Here is a 19,694-nt window from a genome sequence, read left to right on the forward strand (position 1 = left end):
CAAAACAACCCCCCCCCCCCCCCCCCCCCCCGCCCCCCCCCCCCGCCCCCCCCGCGCCTGCAACCTCACCGCCCGGCGGCGCTGCGTCGCCCGCCCGACCGGCCGGACAATCGATCAGCGCGCCACCGTGCGCCAGCCCTCGCCTTATACCCCTCGATAGTGGACAAGTTTTCAGGACATTTGCACGTCTTGAAATTGCGTCCATAATCCTTGCATCCTCTTTTCGTTTTCCTACCAGCGCCGCGCCCGTAAGGGCCGCGGTTGTAAGCCGATGCTACATGATCTCGTCGAGCAATATGGGCCGGCGCTCGTCTTCGCGAACGTGCTGGCCGCCTCGCTTGGGCTGCCGGTTCCGGCGATGCCGTCGCTCGTGCTGTTCGGCGCGATGGCGGCCATGCATCCGGGCTCGGTGGGTACGCAATTGATGCCGGTGCTCGTGCTGTCGATCTTCGCTACGCTGATCGGCGACAGCGCGTGGTATCTCGCCGGGCGCCTGTACGGCGGCAATACGCTGAAGACCATCTGCCGCCTGTCGCTGTCGCGTGACACCTGTGTAAAAAAGACCGAACGGTTTTTCGGACGTTGGGGCGTGCGGGTGCTGGCCGTGGCGAAGTTCGTACCGGGCCTGTCGATCGTGTCGATTCCGATGGCTGGCGCAATGGGCGCGCGCTATCGCACGTTCCTCACGTATGACGGCATCGGCGCGGCGTTGTGGTCCGGTACGGGTCTCGCGATCGGCGCCCTGTTCGCCCAGCAGATCGACATGCTGTTCGCGATGGCCGGTCGCCTCGGCCGCACCGCTGCGCTGGTCGCCGTCGCGCTGTTGCTGTTGTACGCCGGTTATCGCTGGTATCGCCGGCGTCAACTGGTATCGAAACTCGCTTCGCAGCGCATGGAAATCGACGAACTGGCAACGCTCGTTGCAGCCGGCAAAACGCCGGTGCTGTTCGATATCCGTTCGCAGGAAAAGCGTAAGCTCGATCCTTTCGTGATCCCCGGATCGCAATTCGCCGATGAACGTCAACTCGACGAGATCATCGCGACGTATCCGCACGACCAGAAGGTAGTGATTTACTGCTCATGCCCGAACGAGATTTCCGCGGCATGGATGGCCAAGCAGATGAACGAAGCCGGCTTCTCCGACGTGCTGCCGTTGCGCGGCGGCATGGAAGCCTGGCGCGATTCGGGCAAGCCGGTGGATGGGCTGCCCGACACGCCGCCGCCCGACGTGGCGGTCGACGATATCGCGCCCAAGGCCGTGTAGCGCAGCAGCGCCCCGAATCCGCGCGCGCTCGTGCGCCCCACGCCGCTTCGCCCCCGTGTCGATCAATCAGGATGAACACAGAAGGAGCGGTTCAATGCTTTCGACTCAAGAAATTGATACTGAAGGACAACAGGCAGTTGTCGCCGATGCGCCGTTTTCGTCGCTCGCGACTCGCATGCATCAGATGTTCCCCGCACTCACGTGCGACGAAATCAAGCGCCTGCGCAAGTTCGGCGAAGTCGGCCACTGGGAAGCCGGTCAATTGCTGTTCGAAACCGGCCACACGGGCCCCGGCATGTTCGTGGTGCTCGAAGGACGCGTGAAGGTTTATCAACGCGACGGCATCGGCCGGGAAATCGCGATCGCCGAGCATGGCGCCGGGCATTTTCTGGCGGAAGTCGGTCAACTGTCGGGACGGCCCGCGCTCGTCAACGGAATGGCGATAGGCGCCGTCGATGCGCTGTTGATTCCGCCGGTGCAACTGCGGGCGTTGCTCGTCGCCGAAGCCGAACTCGGCGAGCGCATCATGCGCGCGCTGATCTTGCGGCGCGTGTCGCTGATTGAAAAAGGCGCGGGCGGTCCGATTCTGATCGGCAACAGCAACGATGCGCGGCTCGTCATGTTGCAGGGCTTCCTGTCGCGCAACGGCCACCCTCATTCGGTGATCGACGAACGCGACGAAGACGCACTGCGTCTGATCGAACAGTTCGCCGCGCAGAAACACGACATGCCGCTGGTGATCTGTCCGGACGGGTCGGTGCTGCGTCATCCGAGCATGCCCGAGCTCGCCACTTGCCTCGGCCTGCTGCCCGATCTCGACGACTCCCACGTGTACGACGTCGCGATCGTCGGTGCCGGGCCTGCAGGGCTCGCGACCGCGGTGTACGCGGCCTCCGAAGGCCTGTCGGTCATCGTGCTCGACAGCCGCGCGCCGGGCGGCCAGGCGGGCGCCAGTTCGCGGATCGAAAACTATCTCGGCTTTCCGACCGGCATCTCCGGTCAGGCCCTGGCGGGCCGCGCGTTCGTGCAGGCGCAGAAGTTCGGCGCGCACGTCGCGATTCCGGTCAACGTCAAGGCGCTGCATTGCGCGGCGTCGCCGCATCGGCTTGAACTGAAGTGCGGCGGCCATATCAGCGCCCGCGCGATCGTGATCGCGAGCGGCGCCGTGTACCGGCGCCCGGCGCTCGAAGGTCTCGACCGTTTCGATGGACGCGGCGTCTACTACTGGGCGTCGCCGGTGGAAGCGAAGCTCTGCAAGCGCGCGGAAATCGTGCTGGTCGGCGGCGGCAATTCGGCGGGACAGGCGATCGTCTATCTGGCGACGCATGCCGCCAAGGTCCACGTGCTGATCCGCCGGAGCGGTTTCGAGGCCACCATGTCGCGCTATCTGATCGACCGCATCCGTTCGCTGCCGAATGTGTTCGTCCATCCGAAATCGGAGATCGGCCGGCTCGAGGCGGACGACGTCGGTTTGTCGTCGGTCGTTCTGAAGCAGCCTTTGCCGGACGGCACCGATCATTTCGACACGCGGCATCTGTTCCTTTTCACCGGCGCGGACCCGAATACCGACTGGCTGCGCACCTGCGGCGTGGAACTCGACGACAAGGGCTTCGTGCTGACCGGCACGAGTGCTGACGGCAACTCTGTCTGCGATCTCGCGACGACCGTCGACGGCGTGTATGCGATCGGCGATGCGCGCGCCGGGTCGACGAAACGCGTGGCCGCGGCTGTCGGCGAAGGCGCGGCAGTGGTTGCGCAGATTCATCAGTTGCTCGCGGTGTCGGCCGGGGAGGCGGTGGCGCTGGGCGCTTGATAGGCGCTTGATAGACGTTTGGCGGCGAACGGCTGGGACAGGCATCATCGGCGCGGCCGGTCACGCGCGTCAGTCGGTGCCGGTTCGAGCCGCGACTCAACCCGCAGAATCGCGCTACATTAGCGGCTGCTGAGCCCACGCGGACCTCTCGTCCGGCTCTCCTCGCAGCCCCTCATCGTAGCCAACCAACGACCCACGCCACGCTTGAAGACGCTCCCGCTCTCCGCCGCCCGCACCCTCCACCTGGCCGCACAAGGTTTGCTCGCGCCGCCACGCCGCAAGGCCGTCAAAGCCGACGTGCTCGACGCGATCCGCCGCATGGCGCAATTACAGATCGACACGATTCATGTGGTCGCGCGCAGTCCTTATCTGGTGCTGTTCAGCCGGCTCGGCTCGTATCCGCAGCAGTGGCTCGACGAACATCTCGCCGAAGGCAAGCTGTTCGAATACTGGTCGCATGAAGCCTGTTTCGTGCCGACGGAAGACTACGGCCTGCTGCGTCACCGGATGCTCGACCCGAGCGGCATGGGCTGGAAATACGCGGCCGATTGGCACAAAAAGTATCGCAAGGACATCGAGAAGCTGCTCGCGCATATCCGCGCGACGGGCCCGGTGCGCTCCGCGGATTTTGCGCGCGAAGCAGGCAAAGGCAATGGCTGGTGGGACTGGAAACCCGAGAAGCGTCATCTGGAAGTGCTGTTCGCGATCGGCCAGTTGATGGTGGCCGAGCGGCGCAATTTTCAGCGCGTCTACGATTTGACCGAACGCGTGCTACCCGATTGGAATGACGCGCGCGATCTGCAACCCACGCATACCGTTGTCGAAGAAGTGTTGCGCCGTACCTGCCGCGCGCTCGGTGTCGCGCGCGCCGATTGGGTCGCGGATTACTACCGGCTGCCGCGTCGCCCGTATCGCGACGATCTGCATGCGCTAGCCGATCGGGGCGAGCTGATTCCGGTGCAGGTGGAAGGCTGGAAGCAGGACACGTTCGTCCATCATGAATTCGCGCCGTTGATCGACGACGCGGCGAACGGCAAGCTCACGTCGAGCGTCACCACAGTGCTCTCGCCGTTCGATCCTGTGGTGTGGGATCGCAAGCGCGTCGCCGCGCTGTTCGACTTCGACTATGCGATCGAGTGCTACACGCCGGCAGCGAAACGCAAATACGGCTATTTCGTGTTGCCGCTGCTGAGTCGCGGTCGTCTGGTCGGTCGCGTGGATGCGAAAGCGCATCGCAGCAGTGGCGTGTTCGAATTGAAGTCGTTGCACATCGAACCCGGCGTGCGACTGAGCGCACGCCTTGCGGGCGATCTGCGACGCGCGTTGCAGCGTTGCGCGGATTGGCACGGCACACCACAACTGGAGATTGCGTCCGCGCCGCCCGAGTGGCTGGATGCGTTGACGATTGGCGAGACTGCGCAGGCGTGAGTCGCGGCGGTGGTCCAGACGACGACCACCGCGCCGCCGAAATGTCATGACCTGCGCGGCGCACAACACTCGCTCGACAGCGGCACGCATGCCGCCGTGTTTCAGTGGTCGAGTTTCGCGCGCAATTCGCGAGCGGCTTCGAGCAGGCCTTCGTAACCCGAACGCGCGTGCTCCGGCAGATCGGGATCGCCGACGAACGCACCGAGCGTTTCGATCAGGCTATACAGAATGCCCTTCGCGGCACCGGAAGCAATGCTGCCGGACGACACTTGCTGATCGACGTGACTCAGCGCTGCGTCGAGATGTTCGAGATCCGGGCGGTCGCCCGCGGGCGGTTTTGGCGAAACGTCTTGCGTCATGATGAAACTTTGCTCCTGTTGATCCAGCGGTGAACAAGCCATTCTTTCATGTTGTTATATACCGATCATGCGCTGGCGTCCATCCGCGATCTGCCCGCGATCAACCGGCGACGCAGATATAGATACCCGCCCGCGCAAGATGCCGGGTCATCTGCTTTTTACGCTGACCCGATACGCACATCGCCGCGCACCGACGAGCACATGTTCCTCGCGTTCCACCGTGCCCTCTTCGCCGACGATCTCCGCGAACAACTCCAACTCCGTCCGGCAAAAACCCTGGCATACACGCGCCGCCGCGCAAATGGGACAGTGTTTCTCGACCAGCAACCAGTCGCGGCCGTCTTTGCGCAACTCGGCCATGTAGCCCTCGGCGCTGCGGATGTCGGCGAGCTTCGTGAGCCGGGCCTTGAGTCCCTTCAGCGGTTTGAGTGCCGCCAGATAGCTCGCGCGCGTTTCGACTGCGCGTTGATCGATCAGTTTGTCGAGCGCCTCTTCGCCGAATAACTGACGAATCGATCCGATCAACTGCACCGTCAATTGCGGATGCGTATCCGGAAAGCGCGCGTTGCCCGCCTCCGTCAAACCCCAGTTCTGACTCGGCCGCCCAGGCCCCGCCTGCGACGCCTGATGTCCTTCGATCAGACCGCCCGTTAGCAGTTTCTGGATCTGCTGACGCGCGGCCTCGACCGTAATAGCAAGTTCGCCCGCAATCGCCGCCGTCGACGACGGGCCCTGCGTTTTCAACAGATTCAGGATGCGATCCACCGGCGCGGCTGTCGACGCGGTTTGCGCGACGGCCGGCGAATTATCCAAGCTTTCATTTGCATATCTCATCGGATCACATTATTATCCAAGCCAATACTTGCATAATAAGCCAGCCTCGTGCGGCTGTCCACGACATGAAAAATCTGCAATCGGCGGGTCCTTCCTGGGGCGATCTCCTCAGCGGCAGAAACGGTTGGCGAGCGTTGGGGCTCGCAGGCGGCGTCGCGCTACACGCGACCGACGTGTATATCGCGACGACGATCCTGCCGTCGGTCGTACAGGATATCGGCGGTCTTGAACTGTATGCGTGGAATACGACGCTATTCGTCGTCGCGTCGATTCTCGGCTCGGTGTTGTCCGTGCGCTTGCTGACGGTGCTCGGCCCACGCTCCGCGTATTTCTGTGCACTCGCGGTTTTCGCGCTCGGCACCGTGGTGTCGGCGAGCGCGCCGTCCATGCCGTGGATGCTCGGCGGACGCACGCTGCAAGGCCTCGGCGGCGGCGTGCTGCTCGCGCTCAGTTATGCGTTGATTCGCGTGGTATTCGAAGAACGCCTCTGGTCTCGCGCGATGGGATTGGTGTCCGGCATGTGGGGCGTCGCGACGTTATGCGGACCGGCGGTCGGCGGCATCTTCGCGCAACTCGGCGACTGGCGCCTCGCGTTCTGGGCGTTACTGCCGGTGGTATTGCTGCTCGCCGTGATCGTGAATCGCGAAGTGGATAACCAGCGCCCCGCCGACGACGCGGCCCAGCCTATTCCCTTGCTCAAGGTCATGTTGCTCAGCGCTACGGTGCTGGTTATCTCGCTCACCGCACTGACCGACGACCTGCGCTGGAGCGCAGCGGGCGTCATCGCCGGTCTCGCGTTGATGGTCATCCTCGCGCGACTCGAACGCAACACGACGAAACCGCGTCTGTTTCCAAGCGGCTCGTATTCGATCCGCACGCGCATCGGGCATCTGTATGTGTGCATGAATCTGCTCGGCATCGGAATGACGACCGAGATTTTCGTGCCGTATCTGCTGCAAACGATCCACGGACGTTCGCCACTGACCGCGGGCTATCTCACCGCACTGATGGCGGCCGGCTGGTCGGTCGGCTCCATGTTCAGCGCGGGCCGCTCGGCGCTTGCCGCGCAGCGGCTGACGCGCGTCGGTCCGCTGATCACGGCGCTGGGACTCGGCGCGCTCGCATGGCTGATGCCGATCGCCGGCTTGTTCGACCACCCAGCCGGCGCGCTGGCACTGTGCGCGGTGCTCACGAGCGTGGGGCTCGGCGTGGGCATCGGCTGGCCGCATCTGCTGACGAGCGTGTTTACCGCCGCGCAACCCGGCGAGGAAAACCTCGCGTCGCTGTCGATCACGACCATTCAACTGTTCGCGATGGCGCTCGGCTCGGCGCTTGCGGGCCTGATCGCGAATGGCGCGGGTCTCACCACGTTAGCCGCATTGCCTGGCGCGCAGCGCACCGCGTCGTGGCTGTTCGCGACGTTTGCGGTGGCGCCGTTCCTTGCATTCGTGCTGGCCAGTCGCAAGCCGCGCGCAACCGGAGAAGCATCGTGATAGATCGCGTGCAGGCCATGCGGATTTTCGTGCGGATCGTCGACACGAGCAGCTTTACGCGCGCCGCCGAAGCGCTGGAGATTCCACGCGCGACGGCGTCGACCACCGTGCAGGCGCTCGAGTCTCTGCTCGGCGTGCCATTGCTGGTGCGCACGACACGCAAGGTCACGCTCACCGCCGAAGGTGCTGCGTATTACGAACGTTGCGCGCAGATTCTCGCCGCAATCGACGAAGTCGAATCGGGTTTGTTCAACCGCCCTGAGAATCTGCGTGGCCACTTGCGCGTGGCGATGCCGGGGACGATCGCCACGTCGATCGTGGTTCCCGCGCTGAGTTCGTTTCATGCGCTGCATCCGCATGTTGGGATCACATTCGGCGCGAATCATCGCTCACTCGATCAGATTGGCGAGAGCGTGGATTGCAGCATCGAACTGGGTGAATTGCCGGATTCGCGGTTGCTCGCGCGGCGTCTCGGGTTACTTGAGCGCGTGACCTGCGCGAGCCCGGCTTATCTCGCCCGCTATGGCGAGCCGAGTCATCTCGACGACCTCGCCAGCCATCGCGCGGTGACCTGGCTCCCGACGCAAACCGGCCGACGTGTCGAACTCGAATTCAACGTGGCGGCCCGCGCGAGCCGGGTGAAGGTGGACGGTTTTATTCAGGTGAGCGACGACCACGCTTACCTTGCGTGCGGACTCGAAGGGATGGGGCTGATCCAGCCTGGGCGCGCCGCCGCGGCACCATATCTGGCGTCGGGGCAACTGGTCGAAGTACTGCCGAAGTGTAAGCCGGCGCCGGTCGCGGTTTCTGTCGCTTATATGAAGAGCAGACAGATTTCGCCGCGAGTGCGCGCGTTTGTCGATTGGCTGGTTGATGTGTTCGACGATGCGCCGGGGATGGCGCGAACACGAGCGAAGCCGTTGATCAATCCACCAGCGTGGCCGGTGATGGATGCGCAGCGGCTTCATGGGATTGATGTGGTTTTGTGAGGATGGTGGGGTTGCTCCAACATTCCAGAACTGAGCGCCCGGATTCGCGTGGATTTGCTCGCCAACGTCGACAAAGCCACAATGGCCGCGCCATTAAATTTACCAAAAGCTGATCTAGATCAAACCAATTGCAAGTAATTTTTCGACTATTGTCGTCCTTCACTCGCTCTAAAACGTACTCACTCCCGGGTTCGCTGCCTCAACTGATCTGACGCGCATAAATCGCTTTATCTGAAGCGTTAAAAGCAATCTTACGCATGACCTCTCGCCAAACGCGTGATGCATTTCTGTCAGTAGTAGATAAGTGTCTGTCAGATCATCTCGGCGCGCGCACAACGAAATCGCAATTTCCAACGCTTGGCACTAACACTAAATTCGCGTTCCGACAATCTACCGTCGAACCGTCTGCTTGCTGGCTTCGTTGAAATAAGACAGTCGAACATCTTAAGATATCCAAAATAATAAAATTGATTCTTGTCAGTTCACCTCTATCCGAGGAGCAATAAATTGCCGTCTTATTTCGAAAAATTCTCCTACTATCCAGCCCTAAGAACTCGCCCAGCCGAAATGCTGGGTTACCACGAGATCTCTGATGAGATCAAAGACGAACTACTTCCGCTCATCACGCTGGGTGCGTGGCCGAAGCAGTCGGGCATAGCCGCGTCGCTTGAAAACGCCAGAGCCGCTATTGGCAATCGTCCATATTTTCTTGACATTACAAGCGAATCCAAATATCAAAACCCGGAAGTTCTGGCCTTGCGCTCATCCGAAGGTTCGTTCAGTGCCTGGCGAAAACTTATAAAAGAAAATCCACTTGCCATTCCCGTAGTACAGATGCCCAAGGATCTTCGTCTGCCTGATCTCATGCGGCAAACACGAGAACTTGCGAAGCTGGCTCAGGAGCGTGTGGTATTTCGGCTCATAGACCTTGCAGTAGACACGCCTCGGGTCGTCGCCGCGCTGTCTTCGTTAGACTCCGCCGAGCAGGCGTTAGTCATCATCGATCTTGAACTGGTAACCAGGGAATTGATCGGCAAATGTATCGCGGAATCGCTGCGAACCATCAACCAGATTCGACAGGACATCCCGGACGCAACCCTATGTTTGATGGCGTCCAGTTTCCCGTCATCGGTTACCAAGTCATTCGACAAGGAGTCCGGTGGCACGCGCGGCAGCATCCCCATTCTTGAACGCGAACTCTTCGAGGAAGTCGGTAGCGACGCCTGCATTTACGGCGACCATGCATCGATTCATCCCAAGGTGTCGGCGGCAAGCGGCGGAAGATATACCCCACGCATCGACTATCCAACCGCCGAGTCCTGGGAATTTGAACGACGCCCCGACACCGATGCTCGAGGATATATCGACGCCGCGAAAGCCCTTATCGGAAGTTTTCCGGAAATCGAAAAAAACGGTTCGTGGGGAGCCCGCAAAATTGTATCGGCCGCATCGGGATACATTGAAAAGATGAAGACTCCGTCAAGCTGGATTGCCGCGCGAGTCAACATGCATATCACGCGGCAATTTCATCTCTCACAGGCCTCGGGCTCACCTGCGGACGACGACCCACTTGACGATTGGCTCTAACGCTTACGCAGCGCCACGGAGCAGTACGGTCTGCGGAAGATCGTCTGCAACTATTCCGTAGCGCTTGCGAAGCCGATCGATATTAACGGAACGCCCGGTCCGATATCCGCTTTCGACTTCATATTTATTGGACCGGAATTCGGGCCGAACCTGCGTGCATGCGACTCCAGACTCGGTCCGGCGCAAAGCAACGAGGTCACCCGCCAACGTAACCCCGTTGCGCCGCGCGATAAATGCACTATGGAGTGCTTTGTAGCGTTTCTTTATAGTCAACAGCACGAATCGCCGAAGACACGACACATTTGTGCATTCAAGCGCAGTCATCAGATCGATCCGCGAATCCTCGGTTGATGCCATTCGCCCTTCCGATCTCAGGAAATTCACAATATCTGTTTTCCTGAGAAAACCTCCGAGTGCCGCAACGGACTTCACCGGGCGGCATTCGCCGCGCCGGCGCTGTTTAATTTGCACACCGTTGTCGCCATTGCGCGCTTCCCAGACCTCTACGTTCTTCGGATATTTACTCAAAACCGCGTCGACGAATCGGGCTGCAACAACGAGGGTGACCTTGTCAAACTGGGCCGAGTAAGCTTCGAGTTGGCCATCCAGACGAACCAACGTATCTAACTCACTTTTGATTTCGAAAGCCTGAAGGTAACCGTTCGCCACCGCGAGATCGGCACGACGCACACCTTTCGAGAGGACCATCTCGCTGATCAGTACCGCGTCGTCATCGATATGATGGCGCAAAAGCCTATCGATGACCGCAGCCTTGATAATCGCCTCGTTCAACACATCCATTGAATGTCCCCCCGTCAGCTGGAATTATAGGCATTTCATAGCGTTCGAGTACCAGGATATCGCGCAGCAGCCGTCGATGGTACGAACGGCCGCCCGGTAAATTTCAGGCATTTTCCGCAGCAGCCGCCTGCGCAGCCGCCGCCTCTGCCGCCACAACCGCCGGCGACACGATCGCCGGCTGCCCGGTTTGCCGGCGCGAGCGGCCCGAGCTCAGATAGTCCGCGATCGAATCCTGCGTGACTTCGCCGACATAACGTCCGTCGCCGTCCATCACCGGCATCCACGACGAGTTGAACTGGTACATCTTCGACAACACGATGCGCAAATGCTCGTCGGCGCTGACCGTCGCCTTGAACGGCGTCAGATGATCGCTGCACGTACCCTGCCCCGCGCGCGCCGCGCGACGCGTGACATAACCGAGCGCCTGCTGGTTGTCGTCGACGATGGTCAGATAGCGGCTGTCGCTTTCGTCCATCATCTGGAAAGCGCGCGCCGCCGCCGTATCCGCGCGCGCGGTTTCCGGTTGCGTGGCGGCATCGCCGGCCTTCACCAGCAGCAGACGCTTCAACGTACTGTCCTGCCCCACGAACGCGCCGACGAACTCGTCGCGTGGATGCGCGAGCAGCGTATCCGGATGATCGTATTGCACCAGTTGCCCACGGCGAAACACGGCGACGCGATCGCCGAGCTTGATCGCTTCGTCGATATCGTGACTCACCATGATCACCGTCTTGTTCAACTGACGCTGCATCTGGAAGAACTCGTTCTGGATCGACTCGCGATTGATCGGGTCGACCGCACCGAACGGCTCGTCCATCAGCAGCACCGGCGGATCCGCAGCCAACGCGCGAATCACGCCGATGCGCTGCTGCTGTCCGCCGGACAATTCGCGCGGATAGCGCTTCAGATATTGCTTCGGATCGAGCGCGACCATCGACATCAGTTCGGTCGCGCGCTCGCGGCAACGCTTCTTGTCCCAGCCGAGCAAACGCGGCACGACGGTAATGTTCTCTTCGATCGTCATGTTCGGGAACAGGCCGATCTGCTGGATCACATAGCCGATGTGGCGGCGCAATTCGACTTCGTTCAGACCCGACGTGTCCTCGCCGTTGATCAGTACACGGCCCGAAGTCGGCTCGATCAGACGGTTGATCATCTTCAGCGTGGTGGTCTTGCCGCAGCCCGACGGGCCGAGAAACACGCAGATTTCCCCTTCGCCGACGGTCAGGCTCACCGAGTCCACGGCGCGCACCGGCTGGCCGTCTTTCTGCGTAAACGTCTTGGTCAGTTTGTCGAGTTCGATCATGTCTTTTGCACTCCCTTCGGTGTCAGCAAGCGTTGCAACGCTTGCAGCAGCAAGTCGGCGACGATCGCGAGCACGCTCACGAGCACCGCGCCCACCAACAGTTTCATCATGTTGCTCTGGCCGATCGCGCGGATGATCAGCGTGCCCAGGCCACCCGCGCCGATCACGGCCGCGATCGTCATCACGCCGATGTTCATCACCACCGCCGTGCGCACGCCGCCGAGAATCACCGGCACCGCGAGCGGCAGATCGACGAGGCGCAGCCGCTGCCACACCGTCATGCCGATGCCGATACCGGCTTCCTTGATCCCGGCGTCGACATTGCGTAGCGCGAGATACGTGTTGCGCATGATCGGCAGCAGCGAGTAAAGAAACACGGCGGTAATCGCCGGCACCGCGCCGATACCCTGCCCGAAGCGCGAGAACACCGGAATCATCAGGCCGAACAACGCGATCGACGGCAAGGTCAGCACCACGGTGGCAATACTCAGCAACGGCGCGGCAAGCCACTCATGGCGATTGATCAGGATACCCAGGGGCACGCCGACGACAATCGCGCAACCCACCGCAATCCCCACCAGCCACACGTGTTGCGCGGTGAGTTGCAGCAGTTCCGGCCAGTTGGCCGATAGATAGTCGAATACAGTCATCAATAGATCTCCGCTCAGGGCAGCTCGTGCGTACGCAGGAATTCCGCCGCGACTTCATGCACCGGTTTGCCGTCGATATCGACCTGCTTGTTCATCTCCAGCATCGCGTCGTTGTTCAGCGCGCCGGACAGCGCGTTCAACTGCGCCGCGAGTTGCGGGTTCTGGTCGAGGATCGGCTTGCGCACCACCGGCGTCGCGTTGTACGCGGGGAAGTAGTGACGATCGTCTTCGAGCGGCACGATGTTGAAGCCCTTCACGCGACCGTCGGTCGTGTAGATCAGACCGATCGACACCTGGTTGTTATGCAACGCGGTGTACACGAGACCCGGATCCATCTGGCGCGTTTCCGCCCGGCTGAAATGCATGCCGTAGGTGGCTTCGAGCGGCTTCAGTCCGTCGGGACGATTGGCGAATTCCGCATCCATCGCGAACACGTGTTTCTTTTTCGGCTCGGCAGCCAGTTTCGCGGCAAGTTGCGAGATCGTGCGGATGCCGGTTTGCTGCGCCACTTCTTGCGGCAGACCCAGCGCGTACGTGTTGTTCAGCGGCGAACAATCGAGCCACACCAGGCTACGTTTTGCATCGAGCGCTTTCACGCGTTCGTACATCGTCTTCGGATCGAGCTTCTCGGTGATCTTGTTGTAGACGATTGCGGCAGTGCCGGTGTATTCCCACGTGATATCGACCTGGCCGTTTTCCTGCGCACTGCGCAGCAGCGTGCTGCCGAGACCGGTGCGGGCGTCGATCGTATAGCCTTTCGAACGCAGGTACTGCGATGTGATTTCCGTCAGCACGTATTGCTCGGTGAAGTTCTTGCCGCCGAGCACCAGTGTCGCCGCGCTCGCGTGCAAACCCGTCACGAGCAATGCGCCGGCCGCGAGCCAGCGGCGGGTGCTTTTGCGTTTGAGCAGATTGATCATGCCGTCACCCCGCGCCGTGCGAGCAGGTAGCGGCTGCCGGCCGAAACGATGCCGTCGAGCACCAGCGCGAGGATCGCGGTGGCCGCGGCGCCGAGCAAAAGCTGCTGCTGGTTGTTCAGATAGATGCCGGGGAAGATCAGCGTGCCGAGACTGTCCGCGCCGATCAGATACGCGAGCGGCGCACTGCCCACGTTGATTGCAAGCGCCGTGCGCACGCCGCCGATGATGATAGGCATCGCGTTAGGCAACTCGACTCGCACGAGCGATTGCCAACCGGTCATGCCGATGCCGCGCGCGGCTTCGCGCAGCGCGGGAGAGACGTTTTTCATGCCCTCGTACGCATTACGCGTGATCGGCAGCAACGACGCGAGAAACAGCGCGACGAGCGCCGGGATGTCGCCGATACCGAAGATGCCGAGCGCGATTGCAAGCACGGCCAGCGACGGAACCGTATTGCCGATATTGAAGATCTGCATGAAGCGCTCGGCGTGACGCGCGAAGGACGGGCGGCTCAGCAGCACGCCGGCGGGAATGCCGACGAGCAGCGCGAAAGCCATCGAGTAGCCGACCAGCAGCAGATGCCGTTTCGTGTAGTAGACGAGATCGGGCGCGTACTGATGCAGCGCGCCTGGGTCGATAGCGCGACACAACAACGCGACGACAATGCCGATGGCCACAAGACTGCCGATCAGTCTGGCAGGACGTTGAATCATGAAGATGCGCCTCCTTGTTCGAGCGACGCGCGCAAACGGCCGCGCCGCGCAGGCGTCGTAACGACGCTGCGAATGGGAAGTTCGGGACGCGGCAGCAGCCGCGAATTGAACCGAGTGGTGCCGGGGTTTTGTGTTCGCCCCAGCGCGAGGGCTGCGATGTGGTGTCGCCCTCGATGGCTTGCCAGTCAGCAAAACTGGTGCCAGATCCATCGATGAAGTGGGTAGCGGCGCTGAGCCGCTTGCCTGACGGGGTGTGGAACCCCATGAAACGCCGGTTTCTACCGACGCCGGGATGAATGCTGATTGCTGCTATTTAGCATTTAACCCCTTCTAACTTTGCTTATGTAGCGGTGATTTCACGGTTAGGGTGAGGGGGATTATACGGACATGGGCAGACTTCGTCTACCCATGTGGTTAATCCATAGTTTTTGTCGTTCCCGTAAAGGCTCACCGTGTAACGTTTTCTCTCCCGGAAAAGCTCACTGTCGGGCGAGGTAAAGCATCGTCACGACGCCCGCACTCGCCGCACGAAAATCCGCTTCGTCAAATCGAAGGCGACCAGATTTCCGGCCAGCACGAGTACGAGGCCGACCACCGCCAGCGCGGACCACCGATAACCTTCGAATACCGTCGACGCCGCCAGCGCCACGATCGGAAACAGCACCGTGCAATACGCGGCGCGCTCCGGACCGATGCGTCCGACCAGCATCAGATAGGCGGTAAAGCCGATCACCGAGCCGAAGATCGCCAGATACGCGAGCGCGCCGATATAGCGCGCGGACGGCTCGATGTCGAACGAATAGCCCGCAATCAAGCTGCCGACGGTGAGGATGCTCGCACCGATCAGCATCGCCCAGCTATTGGTCGCGAACGGATGCAGGCCCATCGACTGCATCCGGCTCGACAGCAGGTTGCCTGCGGAGAAGCACAAGGTGCCGAGGAACGCGACGCCGAGGCCGACCCATTCCGCGTGATCGGTGACGTGACCGGCCATCTGCTGCACGAACAGGCACACGATGCCGACGAGTCCTAACACGGCGCCGGCAATCGCCGTCGGTTGCAACGGACGGCCCATGAACAGCCGGCCATTGAGCGAGTTCATCAACGGCGCGATCGAGAACACCACCGCGACCAGTCCACTCGGCACGACCTGCTCGGCGTAGTAAAAGCATAGAAAGTTCAGACAGAACAGCGCGAATCCCTGCGCGACGAGATAGCGCCATGCGGCGCGCGGCGGCCAGATCGGGCGGCGCATCAGACGCAGCAGCGCGAACAGCACGAGCGCCGCGATCCAGAATCGCCACGCGATGGAAACGGGCGGCGGCACCGTCCCCAATTGCCACTTGATCGCGATCCACGTGGTGCCCCAGATGAGGACGGTGACGGCGTACAACGACAGATTCATGGCAAGGCCCGCAGCGTGGAATTCGGAAGCCCCGACTATGCTGCGCGCCGGCCAGCCGCACTTGTCCAAACTTGCGCACTTTTTCGCGGACGCAAGCCGACACCCGCGCGTCGCCCTATACTGGGCGCTTCCCCCCCATCCGATGCCCGCCGCTCGCGCCGTGAACGCCACCCCCTGCCTCGATCCCGTGACGAACCCCGACGAAACGCCGTTCGGCCTTCAGTCGGTATGTCACACGCTGCGCAGCGCGAACGCGAATCTGGACCGCTTCGCGTGGCTGGGCGACCAGTTGGCGATCGCCATCTGGACGCGCGACACCGAGGAAGCCGAGACGGTATACGAGCGGCCCGGCCATCACACGCTGTCGTGCTATCTGGACGGCGGCTATCGCACCGAACGGCAGAAGATGCCCGGCCGCTACGGCGCGCCGGCGCGGCTGTGCGCATTGCCCGGCGAACACGAATCACGCTGGTGGGTGCGCGGCCACATGCACTTCATGCATCTGTATTTCCTGCCCGAACATTTCACGCAGCGCGCCGTGCAGGAACTCGATCTCGAGCCACGCGAACTGACGCTCGCCGATCGCACCTATTTCGAAGATCCGCGGATCGCGAGCCTGTGTCAGTCGCTCGCCAATGAAGACTGGCACGACCCCGACGGACGCATACGCAGCAACGAAACCTCGCACCAGGTGTTGAGCCTGCTGCTGCGTGCGCAAGGCGTGCGCCGCAGCGACGCATCGTTGAAGGGCGGGTTGTCGGTCGCCACGCGGCGGCGCTTGCGCGACTACATCGAGACTCATCTCGCGCAGCCGCTTACGCTCGGCGAACTGGCGGCCGTCGCAGCGTTGTCGGAGTTTCATCTCGCGCGGATGTTCCGCACGTCGTTCGGCTTGCCGCCCGCCGCGTGGATCGCGCAGCAGCGGCTCGAACGCGCACGCACGTTGCTGCGCACTACGGCGCTGCCGCTCGTGCAGGTTGCCGAGCGCTGCGGATATGCGAACGCGAGCCACTTCAGCCATCGGTTTCGCGAAAACGTCGGGGTGTCGCCTACGGCTTACCGGCAGTTGGTCAGCGCGCGGTAGCGGTGTTACTCCAACTCCAACGCCATTGCCAGCACGCGCGCCACGTGAATCGCATCGACACCGGCACCGTCGTGAATCTGGTGACGGCAGCTCGTGCCATCCGCGACCATCACGGTATCGGCGTCGATCTTGCGCACCGCAGGCAATAGCGACAGTTCGGCCATCGCCTGCGACGTCGCATAATGCTCGGCCTCGTAGCCGAAGCTCCCCGCCATCCCGCAGCACGACGAGTCCACCGTCGACACCTTCAGTGAAGGAATCCAGCTCAGCACGGTTTGCACGGGCGTGAACGCGTCAAACGCCTTCTGATGGCAATGGCCGTGTACCAGCGCCTGCTCTTTCGCCAACGGTTTCAAAGCAAGCTGCAAGCGTCCCGCGGCTTTCTCATGCACGAGAAATTCTTCGAAGAGAAACGCCTGCTTGGCGAGGCGCTGCGCTTCTTCGCCGAAACCGTAGTGCAAAAACTCGTCGCGCAACGACAGCAGGCACGATGGCTCCAGACCGACGATCGGCACGCCGCGCTCCACGAACGGCCTGAACAGATCGAGCATGCGCCGCGCTTCCTGCTTAGCTTCATCGACCAGACCGGCGGCGAGAAACGTGCGTCCGCAGCACACCGGACGTTCACCCGGCCGCGTGTTGAAATGCACTGTGTAACCCGCCGCCTCCAGCACTTTCTGCGCAGCGCGAGCGTTGTCCGGCTCCATATGGTTGTTGAACGTATCGACGAACAGCAACACGTCCTTCAACGCGCCGCCGCCCAGAGCCGGTTTGTCGGAACGACGCCCAACAGTGGACAGAAACGATCGGCTGAACCCCGGCAAGCTTCGCTCAGGCGCAAAACCCACCGCCCGCTTGAACCACGCCGACAACACCGGCACGTTATCGGCGAACGCGATCAGCCCCGGCATCCGGCTCGCGGCGGCCGCATAGCGCGGCATGAACGCAACCAGCCTGTCACGCAGACGCAAACCGTGCCGCTTGACGCGCGCCGCCCGCGCCTCGATCTTGAACTTCGCCATGTCGACGCCCGTCGGGCAATCGCGCTTGCAGCCTTTGCACGACACGCACAGATCGAGCGTCTCCTTCACATCGTCGCTTGCGAGTCCCGCTTCGCCGAGTTGTCCTGAGATCGCGAGACGCAGCGTGTTCGCGCGTCCGCGTGTCACATGCTGCTCGTCCTTTGTCACGCGATAGCTCGGGCACATCGTGCCGGCGTCGAACTTGCGGCAATGGCCGTTGTTGTTGCACATTTCGACGGCCTTCGCGAGACCGCCGGACAGATCGTTGCCGCTGCCCGGCAAGGTCTCTTCGCCCGTCAGCGGATCGCGCACGACGTTCCATGCGGACCAGTCGAGCGCGGTGTCGATCCGTTGTTCCTTGTAACCCGGTGCGAAGCGGAAATTGCGCGCGTCGTCCATTTTCGGCGGACGCACGATCTTGTCGGGGTTGAAGCGGTTGTCCGGATCGAACAGCGCTTTGATCTCGCTGAAAGCCTGATTCAGTCGCGGCCCGTACTGCCATGCAACCCACTCGCCGCGGCACAGGCCGTCGCCGTGTTCGCCCGAATACGCGCCCTTGTATTCGCGCACGAGAGCCGCTGCCTCCTCGGCGATCGCGCGCATTTTCTGCGCGCCGTCGCGGCGCATGTCGAGAATCGGCCGCACATGCAGCGTGCCGACACTCGCGTGCGCGTACCACGTGCCTTCGGTGCCGTGGCGGTGAAACACGTCGGTCAAACGGCTCGTGTAGTCGGCGAGATGCTCGAGCGGCACCGCGCAATCTTCGATGAAGGAAACCGGCTTGCCGTCGCCCTTCATGCTCATCATGATGTTCAGGCCTGCCTTGCGGACTTCCCACAACGCTTTCTGCTCGCTCGCAGCCGGCATTTCGACGACCGAATCGGGCAAGCCGAGATCGGCCATCAGTTCGGTCAACTGCTTCAGCGACGCGAGCTGCGCATCGCACTCCTCGCCTGCGAATTCCACCAGCAGGATCGCTTGCGGCTCGCCGACCAGCGCCTTCCCGATCACCGGTTTAAATGACGGATTGCTCATCGCCAGATCGATCATCGTGCGATCGACCAGCTCCACTGCCACCGGCTTCAGCTTGACGATGTGCTGCGTCAGATCCATTGCTTGCCAGAAGGTCGGAAAGTTGACCACGCCTAGCGTTTTATGCGCGGGCAGCGGCGCCAGCTTCAACGTCAATTGCCGACTGAACGCGAGTGTGCCCTCCGAGCCGACCAGCAGATGCGCGAGGTTCGCGCTGCCGTCGTCGGTATAAGCGCGCGGGTTCTGGCAATCGAACAGGTCGATGTTGTAGCCGGCCACGCGACGCAACACCTTGGGAATGCGCTCGACGATCTCGTCGCGCTCGCGTTGCGCGATCCGCTTCACGCCTTCGACTATCTGCTGCAAGCGCTCACCTTGCGGCGTCTCATGCAACGACGCAAAACGCGCTTCGCTGCCGTCGGCGAGAATCGCGTCGATTGCGTCGACGTTGTGCACCATGTTGCCGTATTCGATCGAACGCGAGCCGCACGAATTGTTGCCCGCCATCCCGCCGATCGTGCATTGCGCGGCGGTCGACACGTCGACGGGAAACCACAGGCCGTACGGCTTCAGCCACGCGTTCAGATGATCCAGCACGACGCCCGGCTCGACCGTTACCGTGCGTGCGTCGGCATCGAAAGCGACGATGTTGTTCAGCCACTTGCTGGTGTCGATCACCAGCGCTTCGCCGACCGTCTGGCCACACTGGCTCGTGCCCGCGCCGCGCGCCAGCAGCGGCACTTTCTCGCTGCGCGCGATTTCAAGCGCGACGCGCAAATCGTCCTGATCGCGCGGCACGACCACGCCGATCGGCGTGATCTGATAGATCGACGCGTCGGTCGCATAACGGCCGCGGCTCGCCGCGTCGAACAGAACATCGCCGCGCAGCGCCTTGCGCAGATGCTGCGCGAGCGGCGTGGTGAGCCGCGCGGCGGAGGGCACCAGATGGATCGGCTTGACGAGTAATGCGGAAGTGGGGTTCTTCATATCGTCG

At 62.1% G+C, this 19,694-nt stretch carries 16 protein-coding genes; 7 read left to right on the plus strand and 9 right to left on the minus strand.

The annotated features are described in order from the left end of the window. Positions 1–271: 271 nt before the first annotated feature. The 3 genes from PQQ51_RS26155 to PQQ51_RS26165 all read left to right on the plus strand — a co-directional run bounded on the left by PQQ51_RS26155 (position 272) and on the right by PQQ51_RS26165 (position 4,505). The gene (locus tag PQQ51_RS26155; protein WP_408499846.1) at positions 272–1,264 is read left to right on the plus strand and encodes a DedA family protein/thiosulfate sulfurtransferase GlpE; all 993 of its coding nucleotides are present in this window, start codon (positions 272–274) and stop codon (positions 1,262–1,264) included. Positions 1,265–1,358: 94 nt separating this feature from the next. Beyond that, the gene (locus PQQ51_RS26160) at positions 1,359–3,077 is read left to right on the plus strand and encodes an FAD-dependent oxidoreductase (protein WP_408499848.1); all 1,719 of its coding nucleotides are present in this window, start codon (positions 1,359–1,361) and stop codon (positions 3,075–3,077) included. Positions 3,078–3,281: 204 nt separating this feature from the next. After that, the gene (locus PQQ51_RS26165) at positions 3,282–4,505 is read left to right on the plus strand and encodes a winged helix-turn-helix domain-containing protein (RefSeq protein ID WP_408499850.1); all 1,224 of its coding nucleotides are present in this window, start codon (positions 3,282–3,284) and stop codon (positions 4,503–4,505) included. 101 nt (positions 4,506–4,606) lie between these two features. On the opposite strand, the gene PQQ51_RS26170 is transcribed toward PQQ51_RS26165, so the two are convergent. Further along, positions 4,607–4,864 (minus strand): hypothetical protein, encoded by a 258-nt coding sequence (locus tag PQQ51_RS26170; protein ID WP_408499852.1) that lies wholly within the window; start codon positions 4,862–4,864, stop codon positions 4,607–4,609. 147 nt (positions 4,865–5,011) lie between these two features. Further along, a complete protein-coding gene (locus PQQ51_RS26175) occupies positions 5,012–5,698 on the minus strand; it encodes a helix-turn-helix transcriptional regulator (RefSeq protein ID WP_408499854.1) in 687 nt (228 codons plus the stop codon). A 65-nt stretch (positions 5,699–5,763) separates the two neighbouring features. On the opposite strand from PQQ51_RS26175, the gene PQQ51_RS26180 reads away from it, so the two are divergent. The 3 genes from PQQ51_RS26180 (at position 5,764) to PQQ51_RS26190 (ending at position 9,767) form a co-directional block, all read left to right on the plus strand. After that, complete coding sequence (locus PQQ51_RS26180; protein ID WP_408499855.1) at positions 5,764–7,191, plus strand: MFS transporter; 1,428 nt, start codon at positions 5,764–5,766, stop codon at positions 7,189–7,191. Next, positions 7,188–8,180, plus strand: coding sequence for a LysR family transcriptional regulator (locus PQQ51_RS26185; protein ID WP_408499856.1), 993 nt, complete (start codon positions 7,188–7,190; stop codon positions 8,178–8,180). Before PQQ51_RS26180 ends, PQQ51_RS26185 begins: the two co-directional genes overlap by 4 nt. Positions 8,181–8,687: 507 nt before the next feature. Then, complete coding sequence (locus PQQ51_RS26190; protein ID WP_408499857.1) at positions 8,688–9,767, plus strand: beta family protein; 1,080 nt, start codon at positions 8,688–8,690, stop codon at positions 9,765–9,767. A gap of 3 nt (positions 9,768–9,770) precedes the next feature. On the opposite strand, the gene PQQ51_RS26195 is transcribed toward PQQ51_RS26190, so the two are convergent. From PQQ51_RS26195 to PQQ51_RS26220, 6 genes are all read right to left on the minus strand, one after another. Further along, positions 9,771–10,568: a sce7726 family protein gene (locus PQQ51_RS26195; protein WP_408499858.1), complete on the minus strand. Its 798-nt coding sequence runs from the start codon at positions 10,566–10,568 to the stop codon at positions 9,771–9,773. 103 nt (positions 10,569–10,671) lie between these two features. Beyond that, positions 10,672–11,874, minus strand: a complete 1,203-nt coding sequence (locus tag PQQ51_RS26200; RefSeq protein ID WP_408499859.1) for an osmoprotectant ABC transporter ATP-binding protein OsmV — start codon at positions 11,872–11,874, stop codon at positions 10,672–10,674. Next, on the minus strand, positions 11,871–12,524 hold the full coding sequence (locus PQQ51_RS26205) for an ABC transporter permease (RefSeq protein ID WP_408499860.1): 654 nt from the start codon (positions 12,522–12,524) through the stop codon (positions 11,871–11,873). The genes PQQ51_RS26200 and PQQ51_RS26205 overlap by 4 nt, the downstream gene beginning before the upstream one ends. 14 nt (positions 12,525–12,538) lie before the next feature. Then, positions 12,539–13,444: a glycine betaine ABC transporter substrate-binding protein gene (locus tag PQQ51_RS26210; RefSeq protein WP_408499861.1), complete on the minus strand. Its 906-nt coding sequence runs from the start codon at positions 13,442–13,444 to the stop codon at positions 12,539–12,541. Beyond that, on the minus strand, positions 13,441–14,157 hold the full coding sequence (locus tag PQQ51_RS26215; RefSeq protein ID WP_408499862.1) for an ABC transporter permease: 717 nt from the start codon (positions 14,155–14,157) through the stop codon (positions 13,441–13,443). Before PQQ51_RS26215 ends, PQQ51_RS26210 begins: the two co-directional genes overlap by 4 nt. 505 nt (positions 14,158–14,662) lie before the next feature. Beyond that, positions 14,663–15,562 (minus strand): DMT family transporter, encoded by a 900-nt coding sequence (locus PQQ51_RS26220; RefSeq protein WP_408499863.1) that lies wholly within the window; start codon positions 15,560–15,562, stop codon positions 14,663–14,665. A gap of 142 nt (positions 15,563–15,704) precedes the next feature. On the opposite strand from PQQ51_RS26220, the gene PQQ51_RS26225 reads away from it, so the two are divergent. Next, positions 15,705–16,646, plus strand: a complete 942-nt coding sequence (locus PQQ51_RS26225) for an AraC family transcriptional regulator (protein WP_408499864.1) — start codon at positions 15,705–15,707, stop codon at positions 16,644–16,646. 5 nt (positions 16,647–16,651) lie between these two features. Here PQQ51_RS26225 and PQQ51_RS26230 read toward each other — a convergent pair whose 3' ends face one another. Beyond that, a complete protein-coding gene (locus PQQ51_RS26230; RefSeq protein ID WP_408499866.1) occupies positions 16,652–19,687 on the minus strand; it encodes an FAD-binding and (Fe-S)-binding domain-containing protein in 3,036 nt (1,011 codons plus the stop codon). Between the last annotated feature and the right edge of the window lie 7 nt (positions 19,688–19,694).

This window comes from Paraburkholderia xenovorans (assembly GCF_046030735.1).
Classification (GTDB): Bacteria; Pseudomonadota; Gammaproteobacteria; order Burkholderiales; family Burkholderiaceae; genus Paraburkholderia; species Paraburkholderia xenovorans_A.